28 protein-coding genes and 1 other annotated feature are annotated in these 23,749 nt (G+C 41.3%); of the genes, 8 read left to right on the forward strand and 20 right to left on the reverse strand.

Features of this window, described 5'->3' with window-relative positions:
* Nucleotides 1-55 precede the first annotated feature (55 nt).
* Nucleotides 56-670 carry a hypothetical protein gene (locus RB160_RS06460; RefSeq protein WP_316569409.1) on the reverse strand — a complete coding sequence of 205 codons (615 nt, stop codon included), beginning with the start codon at nucleotides 668-670 and terminating at the stop codon, nucleotides 56-58.
* Nucleotides 671-1,004: 334 nt separating this feature from the next.
* Between RB160_RS06460 and cspC the strand changes: the two genes are divergently transcribed.
* Nucleotides 1,005-1,205: a cold shock protein CspC gene (gene cspC, locus RB160_RS06465; RefSeq protein WP_053367965.1), complete on the forward strand. Its 201-nt coding sequence runs from the start codon at nucleotides 1,005-1,007 to the stop codon at nucleotides 1,203-1,205.
* Nucleotides 1,206-1,471: 266 nt separating this feature from the next.
* Here the strand turns inward: cspC and RB160_RS06470 are convergent, their stop codons facing one another.
* Nucleotides 1,472-1,984, reverse strand: a complete 513-nt coding sequence (locus RB160_RS06470) for a YcxB family protein (protein ID WP_316569410.1) — start codon at nucleotides 1,982-1,984, stop codon at nucleotides 1,472-1,474.
* A gap of 312 nt (nucleotides 1,985-2,296) precedes the next feature.
* Nucleotides 2,297-2,422 carry a hypothetical protein gene (locus RB160_RS06475; RefSeq protein WP_396954669.1) on the reverse strand — a complete coding sequence of 42 codons (126 nt, stop codon included), beginning with the start codon at nucleotides 2,420-2,422 and terminating at the stop codon, nucleotides 2,297-2,299.
* A 251-nt stretch (nucleotides 2,423-2,673) separates the two neighbouring features.
* On the opposite strand from RB160_RS06475, the gene RB160_RS06480 reads away from it, so the two are divergent.
* Nucleotides 2,674-2,841: a hypothetical protein gene (locus RB160_RS06480; RefSeq protein WP_316569412.1), complete on the forward strand. Its 168-nt coding sequence runs from the start codon at nucleotides 2,674-2,676 to the stop codon at nucleotides 2,839-2,841.
* A 66-nt stretch (nucleotides 2,842-2,907) separates the two neighbouring features.
* Here the strand turns inward: RB160_RS06480 and RB160_RS06485 are convergent, their stop codons facing one another.
* The 6 genes from RB160_RS06485 to RB160_RS06510 all read right to left on the reverse strand — a co-directional run bounded on the left by RB160_RS06485 (nucleotide 2,908) and on the right by RB160_RS06510 (nucleotide 7,429).
* Complete coding sequence (locus RB160_RS06485; protein WP_316569413.1) at nucleotides 2,908-3,321, reverse strand: hypothetical protein; 414 nt, start codon at nucleotides 3,319-3,321, stop codon at nucleotides 2,908-2,910.
* 396 nt (nucleotides 3,322-3,717) lie between these two features.
* Nucleotides 3,718-4,203 carry a hypothetical protein gene (locus tag RB160_RS06490; protein ID WP_316569414.1) on the reverse strand — a complete coding sequence of 162 codons (486 nt, stop codon included), beginning with the start codon at nucleotides 4,201-4,203 and terminating at the stop codon, nucleotides 3,718-3,720.
* Between the two features lie 31 nt (nucleotides 4,204-4,234).
* On the reverse strand, nucleotides 4,235-5,083 hold the full coding sequence (locus RB160_RS06495; RefSeq protein WP_316569415.1) for an alpha/beta hydrolase: 849 nt from the start codon (nucleotides 5,081-5,083) through the stop codon (nucleotides 4,235-4,237).
* Nucleotides 5,084-5,213: 130 nt separating this feature from the next.
* Nucleotides 5,214-5,642, reverse strand: coding sequence for a DUF4275 family protein (locus RB160_RS06500; RefSeq protein WP_316569602.1), 429 nt, complete (start codon nucleotides 5,640-5,642; stop codon nucleotides 5,214-5,216).
* Between the two features lies 1 nt (nucleotide 5,643).
* Nucleotides 5,644-6,738, reverse strand: coding sequence for a metallophosphoesterase (locus RB160_RS06505; protein WP_316569416.1), 1,095 nt, complete (start codon nucleotides 6,736-6,738; stop codon nucleotides 5,644-5,646).
* Nucleotides 6,739-7,159: 421 nt separating this feature from the next.
* Nucleotides 7,160-7,429: a hypothetical protein gene (locus tag RB160_RS06510; protein WP_316569417.1), complete on the reverse strand. Its 270-nt coding sequence runs from the start codon at nucleotides 7,427-7,429 to the stop codon at nucleotides 7,160-7,162.
* A gap of 206 nt (nucleotides 7,430-7,635) precedes the next feature.
* On the opposite strand from RB160_RS06510, the gene RB160_RS06515 reads away from it, so the two are divergent.
* Both RB160_RS06515 and RB160_RS06520 read left to right on the forward strand, forming a co-directional pair.
* On the forward strand, nucleotides 7,636-8,088 hold the full coding sequence (locus RB160_RS06515) for a hypothetical protein (RefSeq protein WP_316569418.1): 453 nt from the start codon (nucleotides 7,636-7,638) through the stop codon (nucleotides 8,086-8,088).
* Nucleotides 8,089-8,114: 26 nt separating this feature from the next.
* The gene (locus tag RB160_RS06520) at nucleotides 8,115-8,471 is read left to right on the forward strand and encodes a hypothetical protein (RefSeq protein ID WP_316569419.1); all 357 of its coding nucleotides are present in this window, start codon (nucleotides 8,115-8,117) and stop codon (nucleotides 8,469-8,471) included.
* Between the two features lie 286 nt (nucleotides 8,472-8,757).
* Here RB160_RS06520 and RB160_RS06525 read toward each other — a convergent pair whose 3' ends face one another.
* From RB160_RS06525 to RB160_RS06545, 5 genes are all read right to left on the reverse strand, one after another.
* Nucleotides 8,758-9,684 carry a phosphotransferase enzyme family protein gene (locus RB160_RS06525; RefSeq protein WP_316569420.1) on the reverse strand — a complete coding sequence of 309 codons (927 nt, stop codon included), beginning with the start codon at nucleotides 9,682-9,684 and terminating at the stop codon, nucleotides 8,758-8,760.
* A gap of 60 nt (nucleotides 9,685-9,744) precedes the next feature.
* Nucleotides 9,745-10,359: a hypothetical protein gene (locus RB160_RS06530; protein WP_316569421.1), complete on the reverse strand. Its 615-nt coding sequence runs from the start codon at nucleotides 10,357-10,359 to the stop codon at nucleotides 9,745-9,747.
* 20 nt (nucleotides 10,360-10,379) lie between these two features.
* Entirely contained in the window at nucleotides 10,380-10,700 is a 321-nt protein-coding gene (locus RB160_RS06535) for a hypothetical protein (RefSeq protein WP_316569422.1), read from the reverse strand.
* Between the two features lie 47 nt (nucleotides 10,701-10,747).
* Entirely contained in the window at nucleotides 10,748-11,899 is a 1,152-nt protein-coding gene (locus RB160_RS06540; RefSeq protein WP_316569423.1) for a hypothetical protein, read from the reverse strand.
* Nucleotides 11,900-12,006: 107 nt separating this feature from the next.
* A complete protein-coding gene (locus RB160_RS06545; protein WP_316569424.1) occupies nucleotides 12,007-12,447 on the reverse strand; it encodes an NUDIX hydrolase in 441 nt (146 codons plus the stop codon).
* 199 nt (nucleotides 12,448-12,646) lie between these two features.
* Here RB160_RS06545 and RB160_RS06550 point away from each other — a divergent pair, with 199 nt between their 5' ends.
* On the forward strand, nucleotides 12,647-13,456 hold the full coding sequence (locus tag RB160_RS06550) for a DODA-type extradiol aromatic ring-opening family dioxygenase (RefSeq protein WP_316569425.1): 810 nt from the start codon (nucleotides 12,647-12,649) through the stop codon (nucleotides 13,454-13,456).
* Between the two features lie 100 nt (nucleotides 13,457-13,556).
* Here RB160_RS06550 and RB160_RS06555 read toward each other — a convergent pair whose 3' ends face one another.
* Nucleotides 13,557-13,994 carry a YybH family protein gene (locus RB160_RS06555; RefSeq protein WP_316569426.1) on the reverse strand — a complete coding sequence of 146 codons (438 nt, stop codon included), beginning with the start codon at nucleotides 13,992-13,994 and terminating at the stop codon, nucleotides 13,557-13,559.
* 299 nt (nucleotides 13,995-14,293) lie between these two features.
* On the opposite strand from RB160_RS06555, the gene RB160_RS06560 reads away from it, so the two are divergent.
* A complete protein-coding gene (locus tag RB160_RS06560) occupies nucleotides 14,294-15,118 on the forward strand; it encodes a serine/threonine protein kinase (protein ID WP_316569427.1) in 825 nt (274 codons plus the stop codon).
* 355 nt (nucleotides 15,119-15,473) lie between these two features.
* Here the strand turns inward: RB160_RS06560 and RB160_RS06565 are convergent, their stop codons facing one another.
* The 4 genes from RB160_RS06565 to RB160_RS06580 form a co-directional block, all read right to left on the reverse strand.
* A complete protein-coding gene (locus RB160_RS06565; protein WP_316569428.1) occupies nucleotides 15,474-15,863 on the reverse strand; it encodes a sporulation protein in 390 nt (129 codons plus the stop codon).
* Nucleotides 15,864-15,977: 114 nt separating this feature from the next.
* A complete protein-coding gene (locus tag RB160_RS06570) occupies nucleotides 15,978-16,769 on the reverse strand; it encodes a TerC family protein (protein WP_316569429.1) in 792 nt (263 codons plus the stop codon).
* Nucleotides 16,770-16,786: 17 nt separating this feature from the next.
* The gene (locus RB160_RS06575; protein WP_316569430.1) at nucleotides 16,787-16,924 is read right to left on the reverse strand and encodes an FbpB family small basic protein; all 138 of its coding nucleotides are present in this window, start codon (nucleotides 16,922-16,924) and stop codon (nucleotides 16,787-16,789) included.
* Between the two features lie 848 nt (nucleotides 16,925-17,772).
* Entirely contained in the window at nucleotides 17,773-18,228 is a 456-nt protein-coding gene (locus RB160_RS06580) for a GNAT family N-acetyltransferase (RefSeq protein ID WP_316569431.1), read from the reverse strand.
* A 185-nt stretch (nucleotides 18,229-18,413) separates the two neighbouring features.
* On the opposite strand from RB160_RS06580, the gene yjcZ reads away from it, so the two are divergent.
* Together yjcZ and ileS are read left to right on the forward strand one after the other, a co-directional pair.
* Nucleotides 18,414-18,560 carry a sporulation protein YjcZ gene (gene yjcZ / locus RB160_RS06585; protein ID WP_316569432.1) on the forward strand — a complete coding sequence of 49 codons (147 nt, stop codon included), beginning with the start codon at nucleotides 18,414-18,416 and terminating at the stop codon, nucleotides 18,558-18,560.
* Between the two features lie 296 nt (nucleotides 18,561-18,856).
* Nucleotides 18,857-19,095: a binding site (T-box leader), on the forward strand.
* A gap of 58 nt (nucleotides 19,096-19,153) precedes the next feature.
* Entirely contained in the window at nucleotides 19,154-22,246 is a 3,093-nt protein-coding gene (gene ileS, locus RB160_RS06590) for an isoleucine--tRNA ligase (protein WP_316569433.1), read from the forward strand.
* A gap of 126 nt (nucleotides 22,247-22,372) precedes the next feature.
* Here the strand turns inward: ileS and RB160_RS06595 are convergent, their stop codons facing one another.
* Nucleotides 22,373-23,479, reverse strand: coding sequence for a M24 family metallopeptidase (locus RB160_RS06595; RefSeq protein ID WP_316569434.1), 1,107 nt, complete (start codon nucleotides 23,477-23,479; stop codon nucleotides 22,373-22,375).
* Nucleotides 23,480-23,749 lie beyond the last annotated feature (270 nt).

Genomic DNA, 23,749 nt, shown 5'->3' on the forward strand with positions numbered 1-23,749 from the left:
GCTATCCTTTATAAAAAGCAAAGGCACTGGCTTATGCCAATCCCTCTTAAAAAAACTATTTTTTATAGTTTTTCTCTACTTCTTCTTCGAATTTCTCAACAAGTGTTTCGTTGTTTGTAGTGTTATATTTCTTCTCGAGCTTTGGTTTTAACTTTTGCCAGATGACTGCTTTTTCATAAATATCGCGGTCGAAGTTATGGTTGTACTCAACCAGGTTCATATTCATGGTTTCCGCAATGGCGAGATGCTGCGGCAGGTCGCTTGTGTCCGGTCCCGCCTCGATATAGCGGTCGATTTCGGCATCACTGGCTTTAATTTCATATTGATCCTTAGCGATTGATTTCCATAGTTTATCCTTTTCCATGGCCTGTTTGGCGAGCGCCTTCACTTGCTTATCGGATAAGTCTGTATTAAAAAGCAAATTTTCCTGGACCAATGTCCGGATAACCCACTTTTGCAAATTCTCGTCCTTTTCCAGCCTGCTCGCTTCATTCAGGACATTTTCATAAATGGTTTTATAATCCTCCAGTGTGTACGTCTCCAAAATTTCTCTTTGTTCCTCAAAGCTTTTCATCTTTATTTGGACTTCGGTTCCGGCCTTGGCTTCGCAACCTGACGACAGTAGTACGGCAGCTGCAATCAGTAAAAGTGGCTTTATCCAAACTTTCATAACTCTGCCCCCTTTTCATCCTATACCTTTATTTTACCAGAAGGAGGGATTCCTACCATAATAATTCCAACCACTTTGATAAAAGATGTATATTAAACTTCGAGAAAATCCTTTGATTAGGCATTAAGGCACACGATCGATTCATTAAAATAAATGCCTTGACCGAAGATAGTCTATTTGGCTCATTTGCTATTTCTTCTGACTACTGTTATGATGAAGAAGAATTATTTTTGTTCGGTGTAAAGGATTGTATGAGTTTCGACTTTTCGTCTTGAAGTCACTTTGGGCAGAGATAGTAACACATTGTGCGCTAACGCACTAGGAGGCAATAAAAATGGAACAAGGTACAGTTAAATGGTTTAATGCAGAAAAAGGTTTTGGATTTATCGAACGCGAAAACGGTGACGATGTATTCGTACACTTCTCTGCTATCCAAAGTGAAGGCTTTAAATCTCTAGACGAAGGCCAAAAAGTAACTTTCGACGTTGAGCAAGGCGCTCGTGGACCTCAAGCTGCGAACGTTCAAAAAGCTTAATCATAAATTTGGATACTCAAAACAGGCTCTCTGAGGGCCTGTTTTTTTGTTATAAAAAAATTCTCAATAAAAAACCCCTGCTCAACGTTCGAGCAGGGGCATGGTGCCGGTAATGTTAAAAAATTTAAAGCTTAAAAGGTTGTTTACAGTATAACATACCCAGTGGCAATATGGCGGTTTTAGAATAACATTTATTTTTTTTAGAGAACAACTTCAATTTTTTAGAGAAGGTGTTTTCCCAGGAAAAAGGCTTTCTATTTCTTTTATTATCTTCTTGTAGTAATAGGAATATTTTTATTTTTGATGACTTCCAAAAATTCGGCCTGAGAACCTTTTGTGAAACCTGATTTATCAAGCCTGATTCCCATCCCCTTAGGAAAAACTAAAATCAATTCGTTCTTTTGATCAATTAATTTTACTATTTGATTCCATTGCAAAGTCATCGTATTGTTCCCATCAGAAACCAATATAGTGTCCGCAAATTGGATTACTCGGTCCCACTCTTTACCTTGCTGAACGATTGTTAGAGCTTTATATTGTCTTGCCGTGAACATTCTTGTCCTAAAAAAACCTCTGTAGACACAATATGCCGTTAATACAAGGTAGAAAAAAGAAAATGCAGTGTCATGAATGAAGAAATAATAAATAGAAAGAACAAATGTTACTATTGTGAATAAAAGCCAAAATACGGAGAAATAGTTTCTCTGGATTGGATTTTTGGCCCATTCCATGAAACGCTCTTTTGTTACGGTGTATTCGTTCTGAAATACGGTTTCCATAAATCCCCCTAAAAAATATTTATCGGTTCAGTTAAAATCCCTGTCTCGCCACGCTAACCCTGGCCCTCTATTTTTCCCCTTGAAATAGTGGGCAGGCCGGATTTTTAAGCCCCAGCCAAACTGCTCACCCGCGGCCAATTTTGCGGCTGGGTGTAATGAGGCGATTCCATACTATCCCCAACAAAGTTGGCCTCACAGCCAGCTACTCAAAAGAAACCCCCTTTAAGGAAAAATAACCCATTATCTAATTAACTTTATTCCACAAAAAAAGGCGTATTCCTCTTTGGAACGCCCTATTATATACGGATTCTTTTAACCACCCGCCTTGTCCATGTTTCCCTTGTTGATCAGCTCTTGCACATGCTCTTTTGGAGTCCAGCAATTGAATTTATAATTCGGTTTTGTTTCGTACCCGAGCCGGCTACATGAATATTTCATGCCTTCCGCCTTTTTTTCGGTCCGGAAATGCCTGCAGGTCGCACAGCAGTGAAAATCTTTCATCGTAAAGCACCCATTTCTTTTGCCAATGAAACAGTAGATCGATCCCTACTTCAAAGGCCTTTTTTAAAAATATATCTCTTATCTCCGCATTTGTTGAGTACAGGCTCAAGGTGAATTCCATATAGTAGGAGTAAGGTTGCTTGACCCATTTGGTGAAAGCAACGCAATCTATTAAAGGAGTGAATAGAATGGGTTATTATCGATATGGGTATGGTCCTAGGTTCAGGGGTTATCCTCCTTACCGATACGGTCCTCGCTTCCGTGGCGGTTTCGGTCCGGCATTTGCGGGAGGATTTGCGGGAGGATTCCTCGGCGGCTTTACCGGCGCTGCTGTTGCTCCATTTTTCTTTTATTAAAAGTTAAGTGGAAAACTTCATAAAATGTGTCCGCCAAGAGAACTCTGGCGGACGTTTTACATAGATTCAATCGTTTTCTTTCAAGCTGTCCAATAAAACATATCCAAAAACAACCCCAGCCGCTGTCGTTATGGTGGAAGCCCCTAAAGATGCGAACACTGCCGCAAAAGGCATGTAGTCTCCCATTGGAGTGTAATATAAATACGGTGCCATCCCCACATAAAGTGCGGGCAGCCCAACTACGACAATTTTAACCCAATCAAACGTCCACTTCTTTTTTGCAAAAATCTCCAGAATCAGCTTTGGAATCCGCAGCAGCATCCCAATCACGACAGGGGAAACAATTGTAAAAATCAAAGTCGGAAACATATTGAAAGTGAGTTCAGCTTCCTTTTTTAGTTGGATATGAAACTTCATTCCCATATAAAATATAATCCAGATAATAATTGTGCTTGTTAAGTAATAAAGGAACCTTTTCAAAAAACCCCTCCTTTTTCTACCTATATACGAAAAGGCGGCTAAATGTTCCAACATTCAAAAAGTGTTTATAGGGCCTTGTTATTCACCAGTTTACGTTTTGCAATTTCGAGTATGTACAAATTAATCCAAGTGATGAGTGGGATTGATAGTATCAACTGTGAAACGTTAGTCGTCCCAATGCCAAATAGTCTTACCTCATCTCTTGTCAGGTAGAAAACCCACGTTGCTGTTCCTAATAATAAGGTGTTTAAACAAAATGCCACTAACAATGCTAACCACTTGTTGTTATTCTTTTTCAAAAAAAGGACAGAGGCCGCCGAAGATATAATAAAGGAAATAAGAATTAGAAAATAAACCACTGCCCCATCACCTCTCGAAATTTCTACATTTTAGCGGTTACTCCCATTTTGGAAGGGAAAGCGAGGCAACTGTATCTATGTTTTTCAAAAGCCATACCTTATCTCCGTCCTCTTGTACTTTCTGAGCTGCCTGCTTGGCCAATGAAATGTTTTCGTCCCGTTTTTGCTTGTCACCCTGTACGGCATAGGCCCGGGCCAGCGCCTCATATGTGAAACCTAAATCAAATGCGCCAAGATTATTTTTTAAACAAAGGTCCAAGGATTTGTTCGCATGATAGAGTGCGGGTTCAGCTCTCCCTATGAGCGAATATACCCGTGAAATTTGCCATTCGCCCCTCGCAAAATTCAGCGGGTTGCCCGCTATTCCCCAATGAAAACGCGAAGCATGGGCTGCATTTATCATAGATTCGTTGTCTGCTTCACTCCGTTCGATCTTTTCGATTAAGTCCCACGTATAATTGAATAAGCTGATTGCTAATTTCCTATGTGTATCTATGTCTATAGACGTTTTCAATTCAGTCATTTTAATATTGCCCCCCTAAAAACAATCTCATCTAAACTGGCCTATTGGTTATTAATTTTTTAATACTCTCTATCACAATTCCAGGGTTTTCAAGGTGAATGGAATGTCCGGTGTCTGCTTCAATGTGCTCGGTGTTTTCCGTTAAATTCAACAATAACTGTTGGTCCCTTTTCCAACTTTCCGACTGTTTTTTTGCGCTTATCACGAAGACGGGTAAATTTGGCCTCAGAGGATTGGCGTTAATGAGTTGTTGGGCAGACTTTTCGGAATCTAGGTATTCACGATAGGCAGATTGATAGGCCCCTAATGTATACCCGATGTAGTTCAGCGATTGACCATACCTCTTTTCGAGAAACTTCCTGCCGATTTTCTGTTTCAACATTCTCGGAATACCAACAAGGGAAGTAACATACCCGGTAGCTACAAGTCTCCTGAATTTATTGATTCGCTTTGCATTCTCCGGTGTTAACAAGTATTGGCTTTCGTGGACCGTATCCTCCAAAACAAGTCCGGCCACCTCATCCGGATACATGCTTGCAAACAATCTCATTGAAAGACCGCCATAAGAATGTCCGACCAAAATATATGGCGGCTTGATTTTAAGCTGGTCCAGCACTTCTCGTATTTCCTCAACGCTATCCAAAGAAGTCATTGTTTTCCGCTTTGTTCTGCTCCACCCATAGTTCCCCCTATCAAAAGAAATGACACGGGCAACCTTGGAAATCTCCGGCTGAACATAGCACCAATCAATTGAAACAGACGTATATCCAGCTTCCAGAATAACTGTTATCGGCCCTTCACCCGTCACAATCACATGGATATCCGAGTTTTTCGTTTTAATAATCTGGCCAGGCGGCTTGACCCTATTTTTCCGATCCATCGCCAAGTTCCATATTGTAAAAGGAAATCCTATTATTCCTAAAGTATTACGAAGAATTGTTGGGATAATCACGTTTGCCTCCGTTCTTTCCAAAGAGTATACGGAATTTCACTTAGCAACGATACAGTCCTTACCTTCTGCTAAAATAAGGACCGCACCACCCTGTTTCGTGGGTTATGACAAAAGTCCAACGAAACTGTTTATCTACTATGTACATATCAATGTCTGTTTCATGAAATAAGTCTGAGGTACTTAGCGTTCTTGCATTCTCAAGTTGCAATGCATAATCTGATCTTTGATAGAAGACATAACATTCATTTTTAAGTTCATTGTTAAACGCTTCTTCGGCCTTTTCAGCTTCAAGACAATCTTTCTTTTTATAACTGAGCCATAAATAGCCGCAATACCCGCCATGATTAAATAAATAGATTGCGCTCTTTTCTTCGTCACTTAGATGGTTTGCGAACTGGGTTTCCCATTCCTTACGTAAATACGCTCCCCATTTCGGCAATTCTCGTACTTTAATGGTTTTATTTTTAAGTAAATCTACAATGTCCATCTTATCCCAGGCACTCACTCGGAATCCACCCAGTCTTGCCGCCTTTTTTAATTAGCGCATATCCGGCGCAGCCCTCATCTATGACAGACACGATTTCCCCTTTGCTTACACTGATTTGGGCGCAGGATACATCCGCTTTTATTGTAAAATCTCCATTTTCATTTTGTATGATATATTCGTTTTTTACATGAAGGAGCTTGTCCGTTTCGGGTTGCCTGCACATAGTGAAGAATTCTCCTTTTTCAACAGGAACGATCGTGTAGAACGGATAGTTGATGGATCCCTTCATTGCCTCCTCGGCAACGAAGTCCTTGGTGACAACCCTGGCTGGCAGCTTGTCCACGTACAGATGGGAAAACGAATCGCCTTCCGCAGTCCGCTCGATGATAAAGGCGTTTAATTGCCCGGTTGGCTTGATGACGTTGCCGCCGTCGATGGCGATTATTTTTTTCGCATCATCAATAATTGGATTGTCGGACGGAATATCGGTTGAGTAATTCACAACAGGCCAATGCCCAACGACCACAAATTTGCCAGCGCGGTGCGACTTTTCCAAAAAAGAAGGCATGGCCAGCGCATTGCTTCGCTCGGTCTCCTCCCAATCCTCCCTGTCCTCCAAGCCGGCATGGACAAAGATGTAGCGATCCGTTTCGATGGCTGTCGGCAAATTGGTTAGCCACTCCAATTCTTTTCGGTAGTGGCGGAGCAATACTTCCTTCACTTCCTGGATGGTCGAATGTTCATTAAGTTCATAACCAACCTCATCAAGCCATTCCCCAATAAGGGTATTTCCCCTGGCAGCCAAATAATCTAGCAGCTTCGGGTTTTCTTTTAGCAGATGCTCCACGAGCGCATCGCAATTCCCTTCTATGACATTCACATTGGGATTAGCGGCCGCGAGTTCCATCACATAACGCACAACCTCTTTGCTGTTGCCGCCTTTCTCGCAAAGATCACCATTAATGATTAAATAATCATCACTGCTAAACTCGACTTTCTTTAAAAGCTCTTTTAAAAGCCCGATTTCCCCGTGAATATCCGAGATTACAATCACCCGTCCACTCATGGGGAGTGCCAATTCTCTAATTTTGTCCAAAATGTCCTTCTCCTCTATGTATATTGCTTTTGTGAAAAATAGTGTCGAAACACGTTGACCCTTGTTATAAAATTCCACAAAAATTTCGATAATCCTCCCCATTTTTTTCATCATCGCAGTTGTGTAGGTCTGTTACGCAGTTCAGTTCGCAGGTTTGGGCAGCTAAGGCATGTTCCAAAAAATGTGGACATGTCCTCGGCATTTTATCCATTCAATTAGTTTTTCAAAGATTAGATTATTAGGAACTGAAAAGGGGGAGAATTACTTGGATAATTGGAATGGATTTCTATTTGGCCGCGGCAGGATAAATCATCCTGAATAAGGAGGTGAATATGATCTCGGAACTATTTTTATGGAAATGGTTGGATAGTTTCAAACAACTAAAAACCCGCCATGCAACATGGCGGGCGTATAAATTGATTTAGTCCTCTAGGCGTTGACGCTGTTCCTGGTCTTGATCCTGGTCAGCTTCCGCACGAGAACGCACGCGAGCCTTAGAATCGGAATCCACCCGGATATCCAAATCAATTTTCGCGTTTCCGCTGTCTTCAATTTTGGCAACGTTGGTGTTGAAATCCCGGTTCTTCACCCTGTTCTCATTGTCAACGTCGGTCCTGTTGTCTAACTGATTGTCAAAATCGACGTCCACATCTGTCCTGATATCAGTTTCATTCCTTCGTCTTCCAGCCAATATAATTCCCTCCTTATCGTTTGTAATTACAGTCTATTCATCGATCCCGAAAAGATATGGACATTTATCCTAGTACAAACATGGAAAAAACAAAAATAAAAATCCTGAATATAATAAAAAAAATCCCCTTTTCTGATGCAGCTGTCCATACTCTTTCCCATATACGGAATACATTGGTAATAAACATGCAAAGGAGGTTTTTTTCTATGGGAGAAGTATGGTATCCATCAATGGGGCCAAGATACAGTGAAAAAGGAGGAATATCTATGGAAGGCTGGTTTCCCGGGTTAGACAGGAGGAGCAGGGACAGACATTCAAGGGTTGAGGAAAGTTCTTCATTTAGGAATTTTCATGATGAGTCAGAAAGTCGCAGTCGTAATTTCTCATCTGGAAATAGAAATAATAACGTCAGGGAAAGAGTTGATGTTGACGTCGATGTCGAAAATGAGTTCGAAAATGAAATAGATGTAGAAAATGAAAACGACGTAACGAATTTCGACCGAAACAAAAACATCGCAAGAATAAGGAAAAGCGGCAACGCGAAAATTTGCCTGGACATCAACGTAGATGCCGATTCCGCGGCAAGGGTACGTTCTAGTGCCGTAACCGAACAAGACCAAGAACAAGAACAGGATCAAAGGGAATCTTTTGATTTCTAAGGTTCTGGGAATGTGAGGGGAAACGTATGTCAGAGTCAAGGGAAAGGCAAAATGTGGAGATTTCGGAAAGGCAAAATGTCGAGGTTTCCGAAGACCAAATCCAAAAGATCATCACGAAATCCCAGGATAAGAATGAAAACAGTTCAAAAATCGGGCATAGCGGAAACTCCAATGTAGACGTGAATGTAAACATCCAAATTGATACAAAGGCAATTGCATATGCCTTGCTCTGTTCCTCATTAGCCAGAAAAGAAATGACCAACGAAGAATTTTCCTTCGCCATTAAAAAATTGGAGGAATTAATGCATAAAGATCAAAAAAAAGAGCCCGAAAACCGAAGGAGACACCTTGGGCCAAGAAGGCCACTTTTCGGGAATTTTTAATCAAACCTCCCCTGTTGAACAGGGGAGGATTTCTTTTTACCTTAAAAAAATTTACACGCTCAAATTGTTATTTGAAAAGCTTGTCCTATCAAACTGGTTCTCCGGTTTTTTTCTCTAAGGAGATTGTTCAACCCAGAATAGAATCTTGAGAGTTTTTGTATCATCAACAATACCCATCCAGTTAAAACTAGGTTAATATTGACGTCAATTATGAAAAAATAAATGAAAATGAAAGTTGGGTTTCCTGACCAAAAAATATACTACTGTGATGAATTTTGGAGATTTTTCAAAAAGAAAATAACACCTTTGTGTCTATCCTATCCTTGTGGCCATAAATCCACTTAAACATAGCTTTGTTTAATTCATATACACTTGGATCTTTTATAAAATAAGCCATAAATATTGTTTGTATGCTAAGCATTACATACCAGATAGATTTAAGCTCAATCATCGATATAGGATTTACCCGGTTATATGCTGCTACAATTTCCCCAACAAAAAGCATCCATTTTTCCCTTAGAGATTCATTATGGAAAACTTCGCTTAAGATGCTCGTACAGCAATAACAAATATCGAAAATCCTGACATTAACCTCAGCTATTTCGAAATCTATTACCCCACTAAGTTTATTGTCGAAAAATAATATATTATGTATGTGTGCATCGCGATGAATGAGCTGCCTTGGCAGCTCTCCAACATGCTCTTTTAGGCCATTTTCTAATTCTTTAAAAAGCATCTTAAGGTCCCTGGATTCCTGGGCCTTAACGATTTCTTTGACCGCATAACCGTAAACCATTTTATATAAGTTTTTATCAGGATAATCTTCAACCCTATCAAAGTTGCTCATTAATTTGTTCGTATGAGCAATCGTTTCACCTAGAAGGCGGGGAACTTCTGGATTTTCCAAAGCTTCTTTTATCTTAAAGGACTTACCTTCCAAGAAAGGATATAAGCAATAGTTATGCTCTTGCCAGGAGGCATAAACTTCTCCATAACTTGTGGTAATTGGATATGGAGCGATGAACTTATTATCTTTCAGATGTTCTAGCAGTTTTATTTCCCTCTGAATTTCCTGGGTGCTACCCTTCTTTTTCAAAATGAACTTCTGTTCGGCGCTAGTTATTATTAGTGTTGCTCTTTCCGATAAAGCTTTACATTCTTGAACCTGAATTCCCCATAAAGAAGAAATTTGGTTAGCGTTACCGAGTTTCAAACAGTTCTCCTCCATCCCTAAACATGAACAAATGACCCCTTGGGTATATTCAAAAACGCTTTAACCCCTAATTACTTTCATATCAAAAACAGACACATACTCCCCTTTAATTTTACCAATGTGTTTACGAATAAGGCGGAGTCGATTTTTTGGAATGACTTCACCGTGAATGATGTACTTTGTATACTCATCAGGCAATTCTTTACCTCTATTTGTAAAGGTAAACTCCCTGCCGTCCTCAGATTTGATACTTGCTTTATAAAAATATTGCTCGCTTCGAGTTACTTTGAAATCACAAACATTTATGTATCCTTTAATTATGACTTCATTATCGGGGAAAAGATTCTTTATTTCCTCTTTAATCCATAATGCATGGATAGTATCAAAGTTTTTACGAGAATTTTTCTTCATAAACTCCCAATCATTCGAGCCTGGAAAATAGTTGATACTTTGGCTGCGGTAAAAATCCATTTTCTCCGCGTTCGTATCCATTTCATAATCTTCTTCGTGTTCCGATATCACCCTGATAAATTTCGGGCCGCACATATCGGTATGCAGGGCTAAAAACTTAAAGGAATCGATAATATCAAAGTTCCCCCAGCCCCCTGCCTGACGAGAATAAAATCCGCCAATTCGCTTACACTTATTGCATTTAAAGTAATAGTACGTAGACATATTTTCCTCCCGTTAAAAGTCTACTCCACCAGGGGGTTTGACAAATAGATGAGCACAAAGTAAGCACAGGTCATTACCAGAACCACCGCTACAAAGAATTCTCCGATTATTTCTTGTTTGTTGGTTTTACTTAGAATTCCTATAATTCCGTTTGAACTACATAAAACAGCCAATAAAAATAATGCAATAACCAAGTCTATAAATGAGCCAGTATGAAAGATTGTCCCTTTAATCCCCAAAAATAAGATTAGGGGGATAAGGAATTTGTTCATTTTTGCTAGGCATTTGCTGAAGCTGGCATTTTGACCCGTCATAATCACCTGATAAACCTCCCTAGGCATTTTAATCCCCCTGGTTATCCCATAACCCACGGATGAGTGACTTTGTTTTAGCAATTTCCGGATTGGAAGTCACTCAAGTCAGGATGTGTGACTTTGTTTGGGCAAATCCTGAAAAGGAAGTCACTCAAATCCGGATGTGTGACTTTGTTTGAGCAAATTCCGGATTGGAAGTCACTCAAATCGGGATGTGTGACTTGTTTGAAGCAAATTCTGAAAAGGAAGTCACTCAAATCCGGATGTGTGACTTTGTTTGCGCAAATTCTGAAAACGAAGTCACTCAAATCGGGATGTGTGACTTGATTGAAGCAAATTCTGAAAAGGAAGTCACTCAAATCCGGATGTGTGACGTTGTTTGAGCAAATTCTGAAAACGAAGTCACTCAAATCGGGATGTGTGACTTGATTGAAGCAAATTCTGAAAAGGAAGTCACTCAAATCCGGATGTGTGACGTTGTTTGAGCAAATTCTGAAAACGAAGTCACTCAAATCGGGATGTGTGACTTGATTGAAGCAAATTCTGAAAAGGAAGTCACTCAAATCCGGATGTGTGACTTTGTTTGAGCAAATTCTGAAAACGAAGTCACTCAAATCGGGATGTGTGACTTTGTTTGGGCTAATTCTGAAAAGGAAGTCACTCAAACCTGGATGTGTGACTTTGTTTGAGCAATTTCCGGATAGGAAGTCACTCAAATCAGGATGTGTGACTTTGTTCGAGCAAATTCCCGATAGGAAGTCAATTAAATCAGGATATGTGACTTTGTTTGAGCAAATTCCCGATAAGAAGTCAATTAAATCAGGATGTGTGACTTTGTTTGAGTATATTCCGAATAGGAAGTCACTCAAACCTGGATGTGTGACTTTGTTTGAGCAATTTCCGGATAGGAAGTCACTCAAATCAGGATGTGTGACTTTGTTCGAGCAAATTCCCGATAGGAAGTCAATTAAATCAGGATATGTGACTTTGTTTGAGCAAATTCCCGATAAGAAGTCAATTAAATCAGGATGTGTGACTTTGTTTGAGTATATTCCGAATAGGAAGTCACTCAAACCTGGATGTGTGACTTTGTTTGAGCAATTTCCGGATAGGAAGTCACTCAAATCTGGATGTGTGACTTTGTTTGTGCTTATTCTGAATAGGAAGTCACTCAAACCTGGATGTGTGACTTTGTTTGAGCAATTTCCGGATAGGAAGTCACTCAAATCAGGATGTGTGACTTTGTATGCCCAAATTTCGGATTCGATGACACTTCAGTCAGGATGAGTAACAGGGATTACCCGTTTGCCTTGTCCATCTGAATCACCCTCTCTTACAAAACCGCAGCAGGATTTCCCCCAACCAGTTTATCCGCAAGATTAATATAGTCCTTCAAATAGACCGGTATAGCGGGATGGCCAACGATTTCCTGTGTCGACATCCACACAACCTCATCCACTTCATCCGGACACTTTGCAATTGCCTCGCCGGATTTATAGTCGCAAACGAAAACTACGTTAACGACATTCAGTCCGCTATCCGTTACAAAAGAAGAACTCGTAACGTATCGCAGATTGGCGACTTCAATGCCCACTTCTTCACCGATTTCCCTGTGAAGTGTTCTCTCTAAAATATCAATTGAAGCTCCTTCCTTCTCCACCTTGCCGCCGATCAGGGAAAGCAAACCCCCTGCATGCTCCTCTTTTTCACTGCGCTTAACTAGCAGCCATTTGCCATTCTTATTGATTGCGCCTTCCACATTTACGATGAACATACGTTTCCTCCTAGAAATTTTATAGTCGTGCAATCTCTAGTAAAATTGCCTCTAGCCAGTCCTTGTTCCTTCCATACCTATTCGCCACTTTTCCAAAATTCCCCTCTTTAAGCCTTACTACTTGATTCTTTTTTAAAAGAAGGATTCTGCCCTACCCTAAGCAAATTAGTAAATCATACTCTTTAAGGTGGTTGTTGGCATGAATCCATTTGTATTTGCGTGTATCACTCCGCACGGAGGCGAAATTATTCCTGAATTGCAAGGCGCCAACCCTGAACGGATGGCTAAAACGAGAGAAAATATGGTGAAGCTCGGAGAATGGATGAGCAGCGCCCGCCCAGACAGCATAATCGTCTTGACGCCGCATGGGACGAGGATCAACGGACGGTTTTCGATAGCGGATTCGGAAAGGATGGAAGGATTTTTAGAAGAAAATGAAGAAAGCTTTTCAATGGAGAAAAAGGTTGACCGGGAGCTCGCGAGAATGATCAACGAACAGGCGGCGGCTGACGGCGTGCCGGCTTCGACAATCAATTATGGGACGTCGGCAGGCCCGATTTCCTGCCTCCCGCTCGACTGGGGTGCGATGGTTCCGCTCCGCTTTATGCCGGATGTTCCGGTTGTTGTAATTACGCCGTCAAGGGAGATGTCGTTCGAGGAACATATCGATTTTGGAAAATCAATGCAGAAAGCTGTCACACAATCCGGGAAACGGGTCGGTCTGATTGCGAGCTGCGATTGGGCACATGCCCATGACGCCAATGGACCGTATGGCTTTGACCCTGCAGCACGGCAGTTTGACGAAGAAACGGTTGAACTGATCAAAGCGAATAATTTGGAGAAAATGGCTGAATTTCAAGAGGACTATATCGAAGCAGCAAAGCCGGACGGAATCTGGCAAACGCTGATTCTCGCGGGGGCCATTCCTTTTGAGGAGAGAAAGGTCGAATTCCTTTCTTATGAAGTGCCCACTTATTTCGGGCTGATTTGCGCCGCGTATCATATCTAAGAAAATGAATGGAGTGGCTTTCGAAATATCCGATTGCCACTCATTTTTTTGGAGAATTGGCAGCTATAATCTATCGTGCGAATGTTGTACTTCCAAAGTGTTACCTCAAGTTAAAAACCCCTGTCCCAGTTTCACCATTGATCGGCAGTGATGAATGTTCATGAGTAATGGCCCAGGCATCATTTTCTCTTTTCAAACAATAGGTGAAACGGTTTGTTATCTCACGGAGTTTGTCTCCAAATTCTTCGTTATGAGCCGCAAATGTAACAGCACAATGGACAAATGCCAGATCCGAGTTTTCTTCCACTACTAAATCTGTAAACGTTACTTTAAGATAAACACCCTCCTCACTTAAACCAGTAAACCACCCTGTCACCATGTCCCTTAATCCGGTAACCCCCTTAACCTCCCAGTTGTCCCAACAATCATACATATGGATGTCAGCAGAGTATGCAGATAAGAATTTTTCAACATCTTTTTCATAAACCGAAGATTGATAATTTTCCAAGATATCTTTAACTCTAGTAAAACCAGCCATTAGGAATTCAGCTCCTTTTCCTACTATGTAATATAATTGGTTAAATGTTTGCTATTAATACTTTCTTTGTCTAGATGATTAATCCTTCTCTATTTGGCTGGCTACTATCTTTCCCTTTCCCAGATACTGACATAATGAATGCCTTGCTGGAGAAACGGGGTTAAATCAGCTAAAATCAATTCAGGCTAACTCCAAGTTTCTCGAGGAATGACAGTTATAAAACTTGAATAAGCTACCTAGATATCGGCTGATACGATTGATACGGTCTTTTTAAAGAAGAGGTGAGGGAAGTTTCAATCTTGCGTTTAATCCGAAAAATTTTCCAGTTTTTTATTGATAAACCTATTAAAGAAGGGACGATATTAAACGGCCGCTACAAGGTTTTGAGCGCTATTGGGGCAGGAAGTTACGGCATTGTTTATCTCTGCAAAGACATGAAGACACAAGAGACTAGAGTGGTCAAACAGCTTCGTCCAAGTAAACGCCGCAACAAAAAAGAGGTTGAGCTGTTTAAAAGTGAAACCCTTTTGTTGCATACACTGAATCATCAAAATATGCCAATCCTATATGAAGCTTTTTCAGATAATGACTGTTTATTTTATGTAATGAATTTCATTGAAGGTGACAATTTGGAAGACCTAGTTTTCTTAAGTGAGGAAACTTTTAACGAGAAAGAGTCACTACTAATTCTCAGTCAGCTGCTCGAATTAGTCGATTATCTGCATAAGAAAGACATCTACCATCAAGATTTACGTATTCCAGATATTTTACTAAAAAATAACGAGCCCTTTTTAATCGATTTTGGGTTGTCTAAGCAGAGAGTCTCGGTTTCTTCTGTTCAATCGCCAATTAATTCTTTACCGAAAAAACAAGAAGGTATCTTAGAATTGAAACAACAGGACTACTATGATTTAGGAGAAATACTTTTATATCTGCTTTATACAACCTACTCTTCAAAAAATAAGAAAGCTCTTCCTTGGACGGAAGAACTTTCATTAGAAAAGGAAACTGTACATTTGCTGAAACGGCTTTTAGGAATTAGCGAACCTTATTCGAATATTAGTGAGATTTCTGCAGATATTCATTCTGCACTTAAAGCTATACAAAAATCACATAAACCATAAAAGGGGAAGATTAGCTACTGCTCCGGCCCTTCCGTTTGTAGCGGTTACTTCCACTCATTGGAGAACGTTTGTACTTTCGGCTGCTGCTACTGCTGCCCCCGTAATAATGACCATGTCTTCGCTCGCTGCTGCCTCGGGTGAGTTGTTTGATCTGCCTCATTATTTTTTTAAACATTTTTTACCTCTTTTCATCTTTTTTAGATCTTGTTGTTTTGTTTAGCCTGGCATAATTTAAAGGACAAAATATAAAAATTACTACGTCCAACTTAGTGTACCCTGCTTTACTTGTCTAAAGTCTCGTGAAAGAATATCGGTTATCCACATAGCGTCCAATCAATGTACATTTACGAACGATTTAGTAGAAAATTTGAATAATATCCTGGTCTCTGCTCTCCACACCTTCGTTAAAAATGAGCTTTGTTTTAAAATAGTACGATATATCTTCTGTAGAAACCTGGATAGATGTTGGAAGATTAAAAGTAAAGGATATTTTATTCAATTCTTCTGAAAAAATAACCCTGGACGACAAGACGGTGCCTGAATCTATAATTTTTTTTTTACCCTTAGAGCGATCAATCATAACTAAATCACATTCGATTCGTTTTAGTTTTTGTTCAACAGTACCGCCTTTGATTAAGAAATACCCTTGAACCCTTTCACCAGGTTTATAAGTTTTCTTAGGCAAGATAAGATCGATTTGTGCTGAACCTATCCCTAAACGTGACATTAATTTCCTCAGTAACAAGGAATGCCCTCCTCATTCGTTTAAGCTTTTATATATTTCCTCCGGCACTGTTCAATTTGTTCCAGATTGTTCAGATGCTCATTTATATAACCCGGACTTATAAAACTTAGAGATTTAAACATCTCCATGCAATTGTTCTCCGGAATGTATTTCTTTTTTATCCTTTGAAAGGAACCATCCACTTAATGCTATTAGAACGAGTACAACATAAAATGTTATCTTCCATTCAGGTGAATGAGCAAATCCTTCAGGCAATACTGCCACCTCTGGGTGTGATAATGTTAAAATAGACAACTTTACCCCAACCCAACCGACAATGAGAAAAGCGGCAATTTCCAAGCCTGGTTTCGTATTAAGCAATTTTACAAAGAAATTAGCAGCGAAGCGCATTATAATTAAACCTATAATTCCTCCAGCAAAAATAACGAGGAATTTCCCTCCATCTAGTCCGCCGATTTGGGGAAGTTTAGTATTTGGAAGTGTAACTGCAAGTGCAACTGCTGCAAGAATAGAGTCAACTGCAAACGCGATATCGGCCAATTCTATTTTTAAAACAGTGCCCCAAAACCCTGATTGTTTCTTTTTCTCCACTCCTTCATTCATATCTTTGCTTTTATTTACAACAAATTTTCTAACAATATGATTGATCGCAATAAACAACAGATACAGGGCACCTATCGCTTGGACCTGCCATACACCGACAAGGAAGGAAATCGCAAATAGTGACGCAAAACGGAAAACAAATGCACCTCCAAGTCCATAAAACAGTGCCTTCCTTCTTTCCTCTTCTGGAAGATGCTTGACCATAATAGCCAAAACAAGTGCATTATCAGCGGCTAATAGTCCCTCTAGTGCAATTAAAAGCAATAGCACCCAGCCGTACTCTAATAAAATCGAAAGTTCCATTTAGACTTATTCCTCCTTTAGAATCTTGATGAGTTGGACTTAACGTATTTATCATCAATACGCTTTTCAATTTTTTCTATTTGTGCCTTATCTTTCAGAAGCTCTTCTTTGTTTTTCTTTATCAGTTCGGAAAAAGATAATTTTACTTTTTTCATCACGCTATTTCCCCTTTCACTTGTTGTTGTGATGTTGATTGAGATCGTCTACTTTCTTACTTCGTCATTTACCAAACAGTTTTAGTTAATGACTTCATTCACTACGGCCAAAAGCAAGCGCAGGCTATTTCCCATTTTCTTACCTCCCGACTGAAAATTACCCAATAAAAAAACCTTCACCAGATGTGGTAAAGGTTTTTTAAACAAATAAAGACCTCTACCAATAGGTAAAGGTCTTGCTAACAACGGTTATGTTGCCAACAAAGCCGGGAATGGCAGCATTCCGCAGTGACGACTTTGTTGTAAAAGCTACTCCCCTTTAGGAGAACTATTCAACTATTTAATGCAAATATAATATACTCCCTATGGAAATGTCAAATATTTTTACTGACACGGGGATTCATATAGTTGTATACACGCGGCCTAATTTCCCCAAAAAGTTCATCGACAGAAGAGAACGAGAACCTAATCATTCCTGAAGCGGAAGAATCGATCTCTTTGGTAAATCGCCAAACCAAATGAACAAGAGGACGAAAATCGGACACGGACAAAAGAATTAAAAATCCTCTTTCCTCATTACTGCCTCCAGGGAGTTTGAGACTTACGTGCTTTTAATAATATCGAAAACCTTTCTTGTCGTGGCAACTGAAGCAGGGACAATAATAACGATTGATACAAAAATATGCACCATCACCAATACGTGTAGAAAAGACGGATCAATTAACATTCCAATACGTCTGTAAAAAAAACTAAAAATATTAAAGTAGATCACAAAAAAGATTAGGATAAAGAAATAATAGATCAGTTTTTTTGCCATTTTGAAATTTGGTCCCTCCATCTTTTTTGCCTTAGTTAATTTCGTAAACAAGCCACTCCGATTGCTTTCCGCCCATTTTTTCGTAAAGTGATTGGGCTACCAGGTTGTCTTTTGCGGTTTCCCATGTCATGGACGCGAAGCCGTTTTCACGGATGTACTCCAAACTGGCTTGGAACAGCCTTTCCCCAACCTTTTTCCCTCTCGCCCCTGGAATTACATATAAATCATTCAGGATTGCCTGCCGCTTTACTTTCAGGGTGCTGAATGTAAAATACAATGTAGCGAACCCAATCAACTCTCCATTTTCCTCCGCTACAAACTGCAGCCCACTCGCAGGCGCCTCAAGTAAATGAGTGATCAAGCCCTTTAACTTTTCCTCACCAGGATCAGGCTGCTTATAAAAATCGACAATGTACTTTCTCATTAATTCATAAAGTCCGCCAACATCTTGTGCCGTTGCCGTCCTAATTTCTATATTTTGATTCACACGGTTTCTCTCCCAACGGTAGATTTTTATGAAACTTATGCAACAACGCAGCAATGCCCAACAACCTGGATTAGGGGTTCTCCCAGGTTTATGATTTTAAAATTCGAATGCTCCGCTTATGCCTATACCTAACCCAGAATCGTGACATATGGTATGGTATCTTCTTCCTAAAGGTGGTGTTGTTCATGTTCGGTTATGGTGGTGGTTTTGGTTACGGCGGCTGCGGTTACGGTTATGGTTATGGAGGTGGCTTTGGCTACGGTGGCGGTTTCGCTCTAATCATAGTTCTTTTCATCTTATTAATCATAATTGGAGCCACAATTTGGTACTAACCTGTTTCCAAAATCAAGCAGCCTAGCCGTTCAGCCATAATCCCTAAACCGTATCAAAAGCGATTTACCAACCTCACAATTCTATTTTCTTTGCGCTGAGACCTACGCAATCTCGGCGTTTTTTTGCCGAAACCTACTACCGGACTCCCTAAAAAAACTTCCCGAAAACATTCGTTTGCCCGTTAGAAAATCACATTTGACTAATTTTAACATAAACTATACTCAATAATTGCCGTTTAAATTAAAATCTTGACGGTCTAACCTTAAATTGTTACAATAAATTCCAATAAAAGCATACAAATTCGTTGATGAGAAAAAAGTAGCGTTTCGTCTTGATCCACAGAGAGCCGGCACTTTGGTGCAAGCCGGCGTTCGAGTGTTACGTGAATATCCTCTCTGAGAAGCCAGGCTGAACATGCAGTAAGCCTGGACGGGAGTCCGCCGTTACAAGGAACGCGTATGATTGTACGTTGCTAAGTGCTATTGATCGGATCAATAGAATTAGGGTGGTATCGCGGTTAACCCCGTCCCTTGCTTGGGACGGGTTTTTTTGTGTGCTTTTATAATACTTTTTTAAAAAAGGAGCGATATCGATGAACTCTAATGAAAAACAGGAATCCGTTGTCCTGCGTGAGGAACGGATTCGGAACTACTGGACGGAAAAGGATACCTTCAAGGAATCGGTTCGGCTGAGGCAAAGCTATACTCCGTTTGTCTTTTACGAAGGGCCTCCAACAGCCAATGGGCTTCCGCACGTTGGCCACGCTTTTGGACGGACAATTAAAGACGTGGTCGCCCGCTACAAGACGATGCAGGGATTCCTCGTTGAACGAAAGGCTGGTTGGGATACACACGGACTACCTGTCGAGCTTGGCGTCGAAAAGCAGCTTGGCATTTCCGGAAAGCAGGAAATCGAGAAGTACGGCGTTGAGGATTTTATCAAAAAATGCAAGGAGAGCGTGTTCACGTACGAGAAAAAATGGCGTTCTTTTACAGAGGAGTTGGGCTATTGGGTCGATATGGATCAGCCATATTTAACGCTTAGCAATGATTATATCGAAAGTGTTTGGAACATCCTCGGCAAGGTGCACAGCGACAGCCTTCTCTACAAAGGCCACCGGGTGTCGCCCTACTGTCCGAGCTGCCAGACTTCATTAAGCTCGCACGAGGTTGCCCAGGGCTATAAAGACGTGAAGGATTTATCAGCCACCGTGAAATTCAAGCTGCAAGATCGGGAGAATGAATATTTCCTTGGCTGGACGACTACGCCATGGACGCTGCCAGCAAATGTCGCGCTGGCAATGAATCCGGATTTGGCGTATGTCCGGGCAAAAAAGGATGGCGAGGTTTATGTGGTTGCTAAATCGCTCGCTGAAAAGGTGCTCGGGGATTACGAGCTTCTGAGTGAACTTAGTGGCCGTGAATTTGAGGGGACGCGTTATGTTCCGCCATTCAATTATGCAAGGGTTGAGAAAGGCCACCAGGTTGTGATGGCGGAGTATGTGACCGAGGACAGCGGGACCGGGATTGTCCACATCGCCCCTGCTTACGGCGAGGATGACTATAAAACCGTCCAGCAAAATGGCTTCTCTTTTGTCAATGTCGTCGACGCGCGTGGCTGTTATACAGCTGAAGTCACGGAGCTCGCTGGAAAATTTGTAAAGGATTGCGATGTCGAGATCATCAAAATGCTCGCCGAACGAGGAACGCTTTTTCATAAAGAGAAATACGAACATAGCTATCCGCACTGCTGGCGCTGCGACTCTCCCTTGCTTTACTATGCGACCGACAGCTGGTTTATCAAGATGTCCGCGTTGAAGGAAAAAATGCTCTCCAACAATGCCGGAGTCAATTGGTTTCCTGACCACATTAAAGAGGGCCGGTTCGGGAACTTCCTTGAAAACCTCGTGGACTGGAACATCAGCCGGAACCGGTATTGGGGAACTCCTTTAAATGTTTGGGTGTGTTCAACTTGCGGGCATGAGGAAGCGCCTGGCAGTATCCACGCCCTCCAAAAACTTGCGGTAACCGAAGTGCCGGACGATATCGAGCTTCACAAGCCGTATATTGATGATGTCCAATGCACATGCCCTACATGCAGCGGGGCTATGTACAGGACCCCTGAGGTCATCGATGTGTGGTTCGATAGCGGTTCAATGCCGTTTGCCCAGTACCATTATCCGTTTGAAAACAAGGAGAAATTTCATTCTCAGTTCCCGGCGGATGTTGTTATCGAGGGAATCGACCAGACAAGAGGATTCTTCTATAGCCTCCTGGCGGTTTCGACTCTTTATACAGGAAAAGCGTCTTATAAAAACGTGTTGTCGCTTGGCCATGTCCTTGATGAACAAGGCCAGAAAATGTCCAAAAGCAAAGGAAACGCTCTGGACCCGGATGAGCTTATGAAGGAATTCGGGGCGGATGCCCTGCGCTGGGCGTTCCTAGTCGATAGTTCGCCGTGGAATCCGAAGCGATTTTCGAAAAAGATTGTCCAGGATGCCAAATCCAAACTCGTTGATACACTGGACAATACGTATAAATTCTTTGCCCTGTATGCGAAAATCGACGGCTTCTCCTATAATCCGGACCGTACAGGCAGGCGGACAATATTGGATCAATGGGTGCTTTCAAGGTTAAATCGGACAGTCAGGGAAGTTAATACTCATATGGACCGGTTCCAATTCACCCAAGCTGCCCGTGAGATTGCGGCTTTTGTTGACGAACTGAGCAATTGGTACGTACGGCGGTCGCGAACGAGATTTTGGGCGAGCGGACTTTCGGAGGATAAGGTTGGTGCCTATTCAACACTTTTTGAAACACTGAGCACACTCAGCCGCCTGCTAGCTCCATTTGTCCCTTATGTTGCCGAGGATATCCATTTGAAGCTGCACCAGAAGAGTGTGCATCTGCAGGATTATCCGAAGGCCAATCTGTCAATGATTGCTCCAGAGCTTGAGGAAGATATGCAGGCTGTTTTGAAAATTGTCGAGCTTGGCCGCAGCATCCGCAATGCCCGCAATCTGAAGGTTAAGCAGCCTTTGCAGCAGCTCATTGTGTGGCGTAAGGACGGAGAACGTGCTTTGGACGGCTATACTGGCATCATCAAAGATGAACTGAATGTGAAGGATGTTGTTTATACGGACGATTTGTCCAAGTATGAATCCATCGTTTTAAAACTTAATTTTAAAACAGCGGGTGCGGCGTTCGGAAAACTTGTAAATTTCGTCAAAGAGTATGTTGAGCACATTCCCGCCTCAGAAAAGAAGGTTTTGCTGGAAACTGGCAGGCTGGAAGTTGAGGCCAACGGACAGGCGGTTACATTGGATAAGGAACACGTCCAAGTCGACCACGTTGTTGCTGCGGGGTTCGAAATTGCGGGCGATCAGCAGCTGAAGGTCTTGTTGGATGTAAAACTAACCCCTGCACTCCTCGAAGAAGGCCAGGTTCGGGATTTAATCCGGGCAATCCAGGACACACGCAAAAAAATGGATTTGTCGGTTGAACAGTATATCGGCATTGCCTTCTTGGCAACCGAAACGACACAGGACATACTCCAGCGGTTTGAAGGTCTCATCAAAGAAAACGTACTTGTCCGGCAGATTGCATATGGCCCGCTAAGCGAAAATATGAACCACTTTGAAGTAAAATTCGGCGACGAGCCGGTAAAAGTATCGTTGAGTTATTAAACATAAAAGGCACTGCGAACAGAGTTTCCTTCGACTCTGTTTTGCAGTGCTTTTTTAGCTGAACTAACTTTTCACCTGAAAAAGAAGTCAGCGGTATCGTACCGTTGACTTCTATTTTTTCACCGCCTAGCCAATTCTCATTAACTCTGTTGGAAATGTAGTGAGCAATCTTGCGGTTCCGTCTTCATTGATATAGACATTTTCTTCAATTCGCACCCCACCGAATCCAGGAATATAGATGCCCGGTTCGACGGTAAATAATAGTCCGCTCTCTACCACTAGCTCGTTATTCTCGTGCACGGAAGGTTCTTCATGAACTTCGATTCCAAGGCCGTGGCCTACCCGGTTATTAAAATATTGTCCGTACCCGGCTTCCTTTATAACATTCCTGGCGGCACGATCAATTTGGCCAATGGGGATACCTGCTTTAGCTGCAGCAACGCCAGTTTCGGTTGATTTTCGGACGATATCGTAAATTTCCCTTTGTTTTTCGGTTTCTTCACCAATTACAAATGTCCTGGTTATATCCGAACAATAACCATCAACAATCACACCCATATCAATTAGTAAAAAATCACCTTTAGTGATTGGTTTGTTGTCAGGCATTCCATGTGGCAATGAAGCTTTCGCGCCTGAAAGGACAATCGTGGAAAAGGATGGGCCATCCGCGCCAAATTTCCTCATCAGGAATTCCAGTTCAGCTGTTAACTCCTGTTCAGCCATGCCTTCCTTCACTCTTTTTATCCCTTCCCCCATCACTTTTTCAATAACATGGATGGCATGTTGGACCTTTTCACATTCCTCTTGTGTTTTCCTCATTCGTTGCCGGGAAATGAATTCCCCGATATTTTTGTAGCGATAATCCGGAAAATACTTGTTCAGCTGTTCATGGTGATACAAAGAGATTGTTTTCGTCTCCAAACCTATCGTTTGAAACCCTTCACCCAATGTGTTTTTTAAAATTTGATATGGATCCATCTCATCCGATATTGGGATGATTTCTTTTACAAAAGACTGCTCCTCCGCAATTTCCAAATCCAATGAGGGTACGAATAAATGATGGCTTTGCTTTTTAAGATCAATAACCAGTGCCATAAATCGCTCATGTGGGTCTGAATTGAAGCCTGTATAATAGAAGACATTTTTCGGATCCTTCACAATAGCCAATTCCACCTGTTGTTGTTCCAAATGCTTCTTTAATGTGTTTAACCGATGTTGGTAGTGTTCTGTCATTCTTTTTCAGTCCTTTTACGTTTTTTAGAGTCATCTATAGAATAATTAATTCCTTTGTTGAAGGGGTTAGAACTTCACGGCCATGGTAACCAAAGCGGAGACCCTTGATTTTTTCATTTCATCCTGTGATTTAATCATTTGCAGAGTCTCAACCACTTCGCTTACAGGGAATTGCTCGGCTGAGAAAAGATCTTGGTTTCACGAAAAAAACCATCAGGATAATTGTTCTTGTTCAAACCCGAGTTTACGGAAGTTCATTTCTTTAATTTG

The organism is Neobacillus sp. YIM B06451 (assembly GCF_032667185.1).
Taxonomy (GTDB): Bacteria; Bacillota; Bacilli; order Bacillales; family Cytobacillaceae; genus Bacillus_D.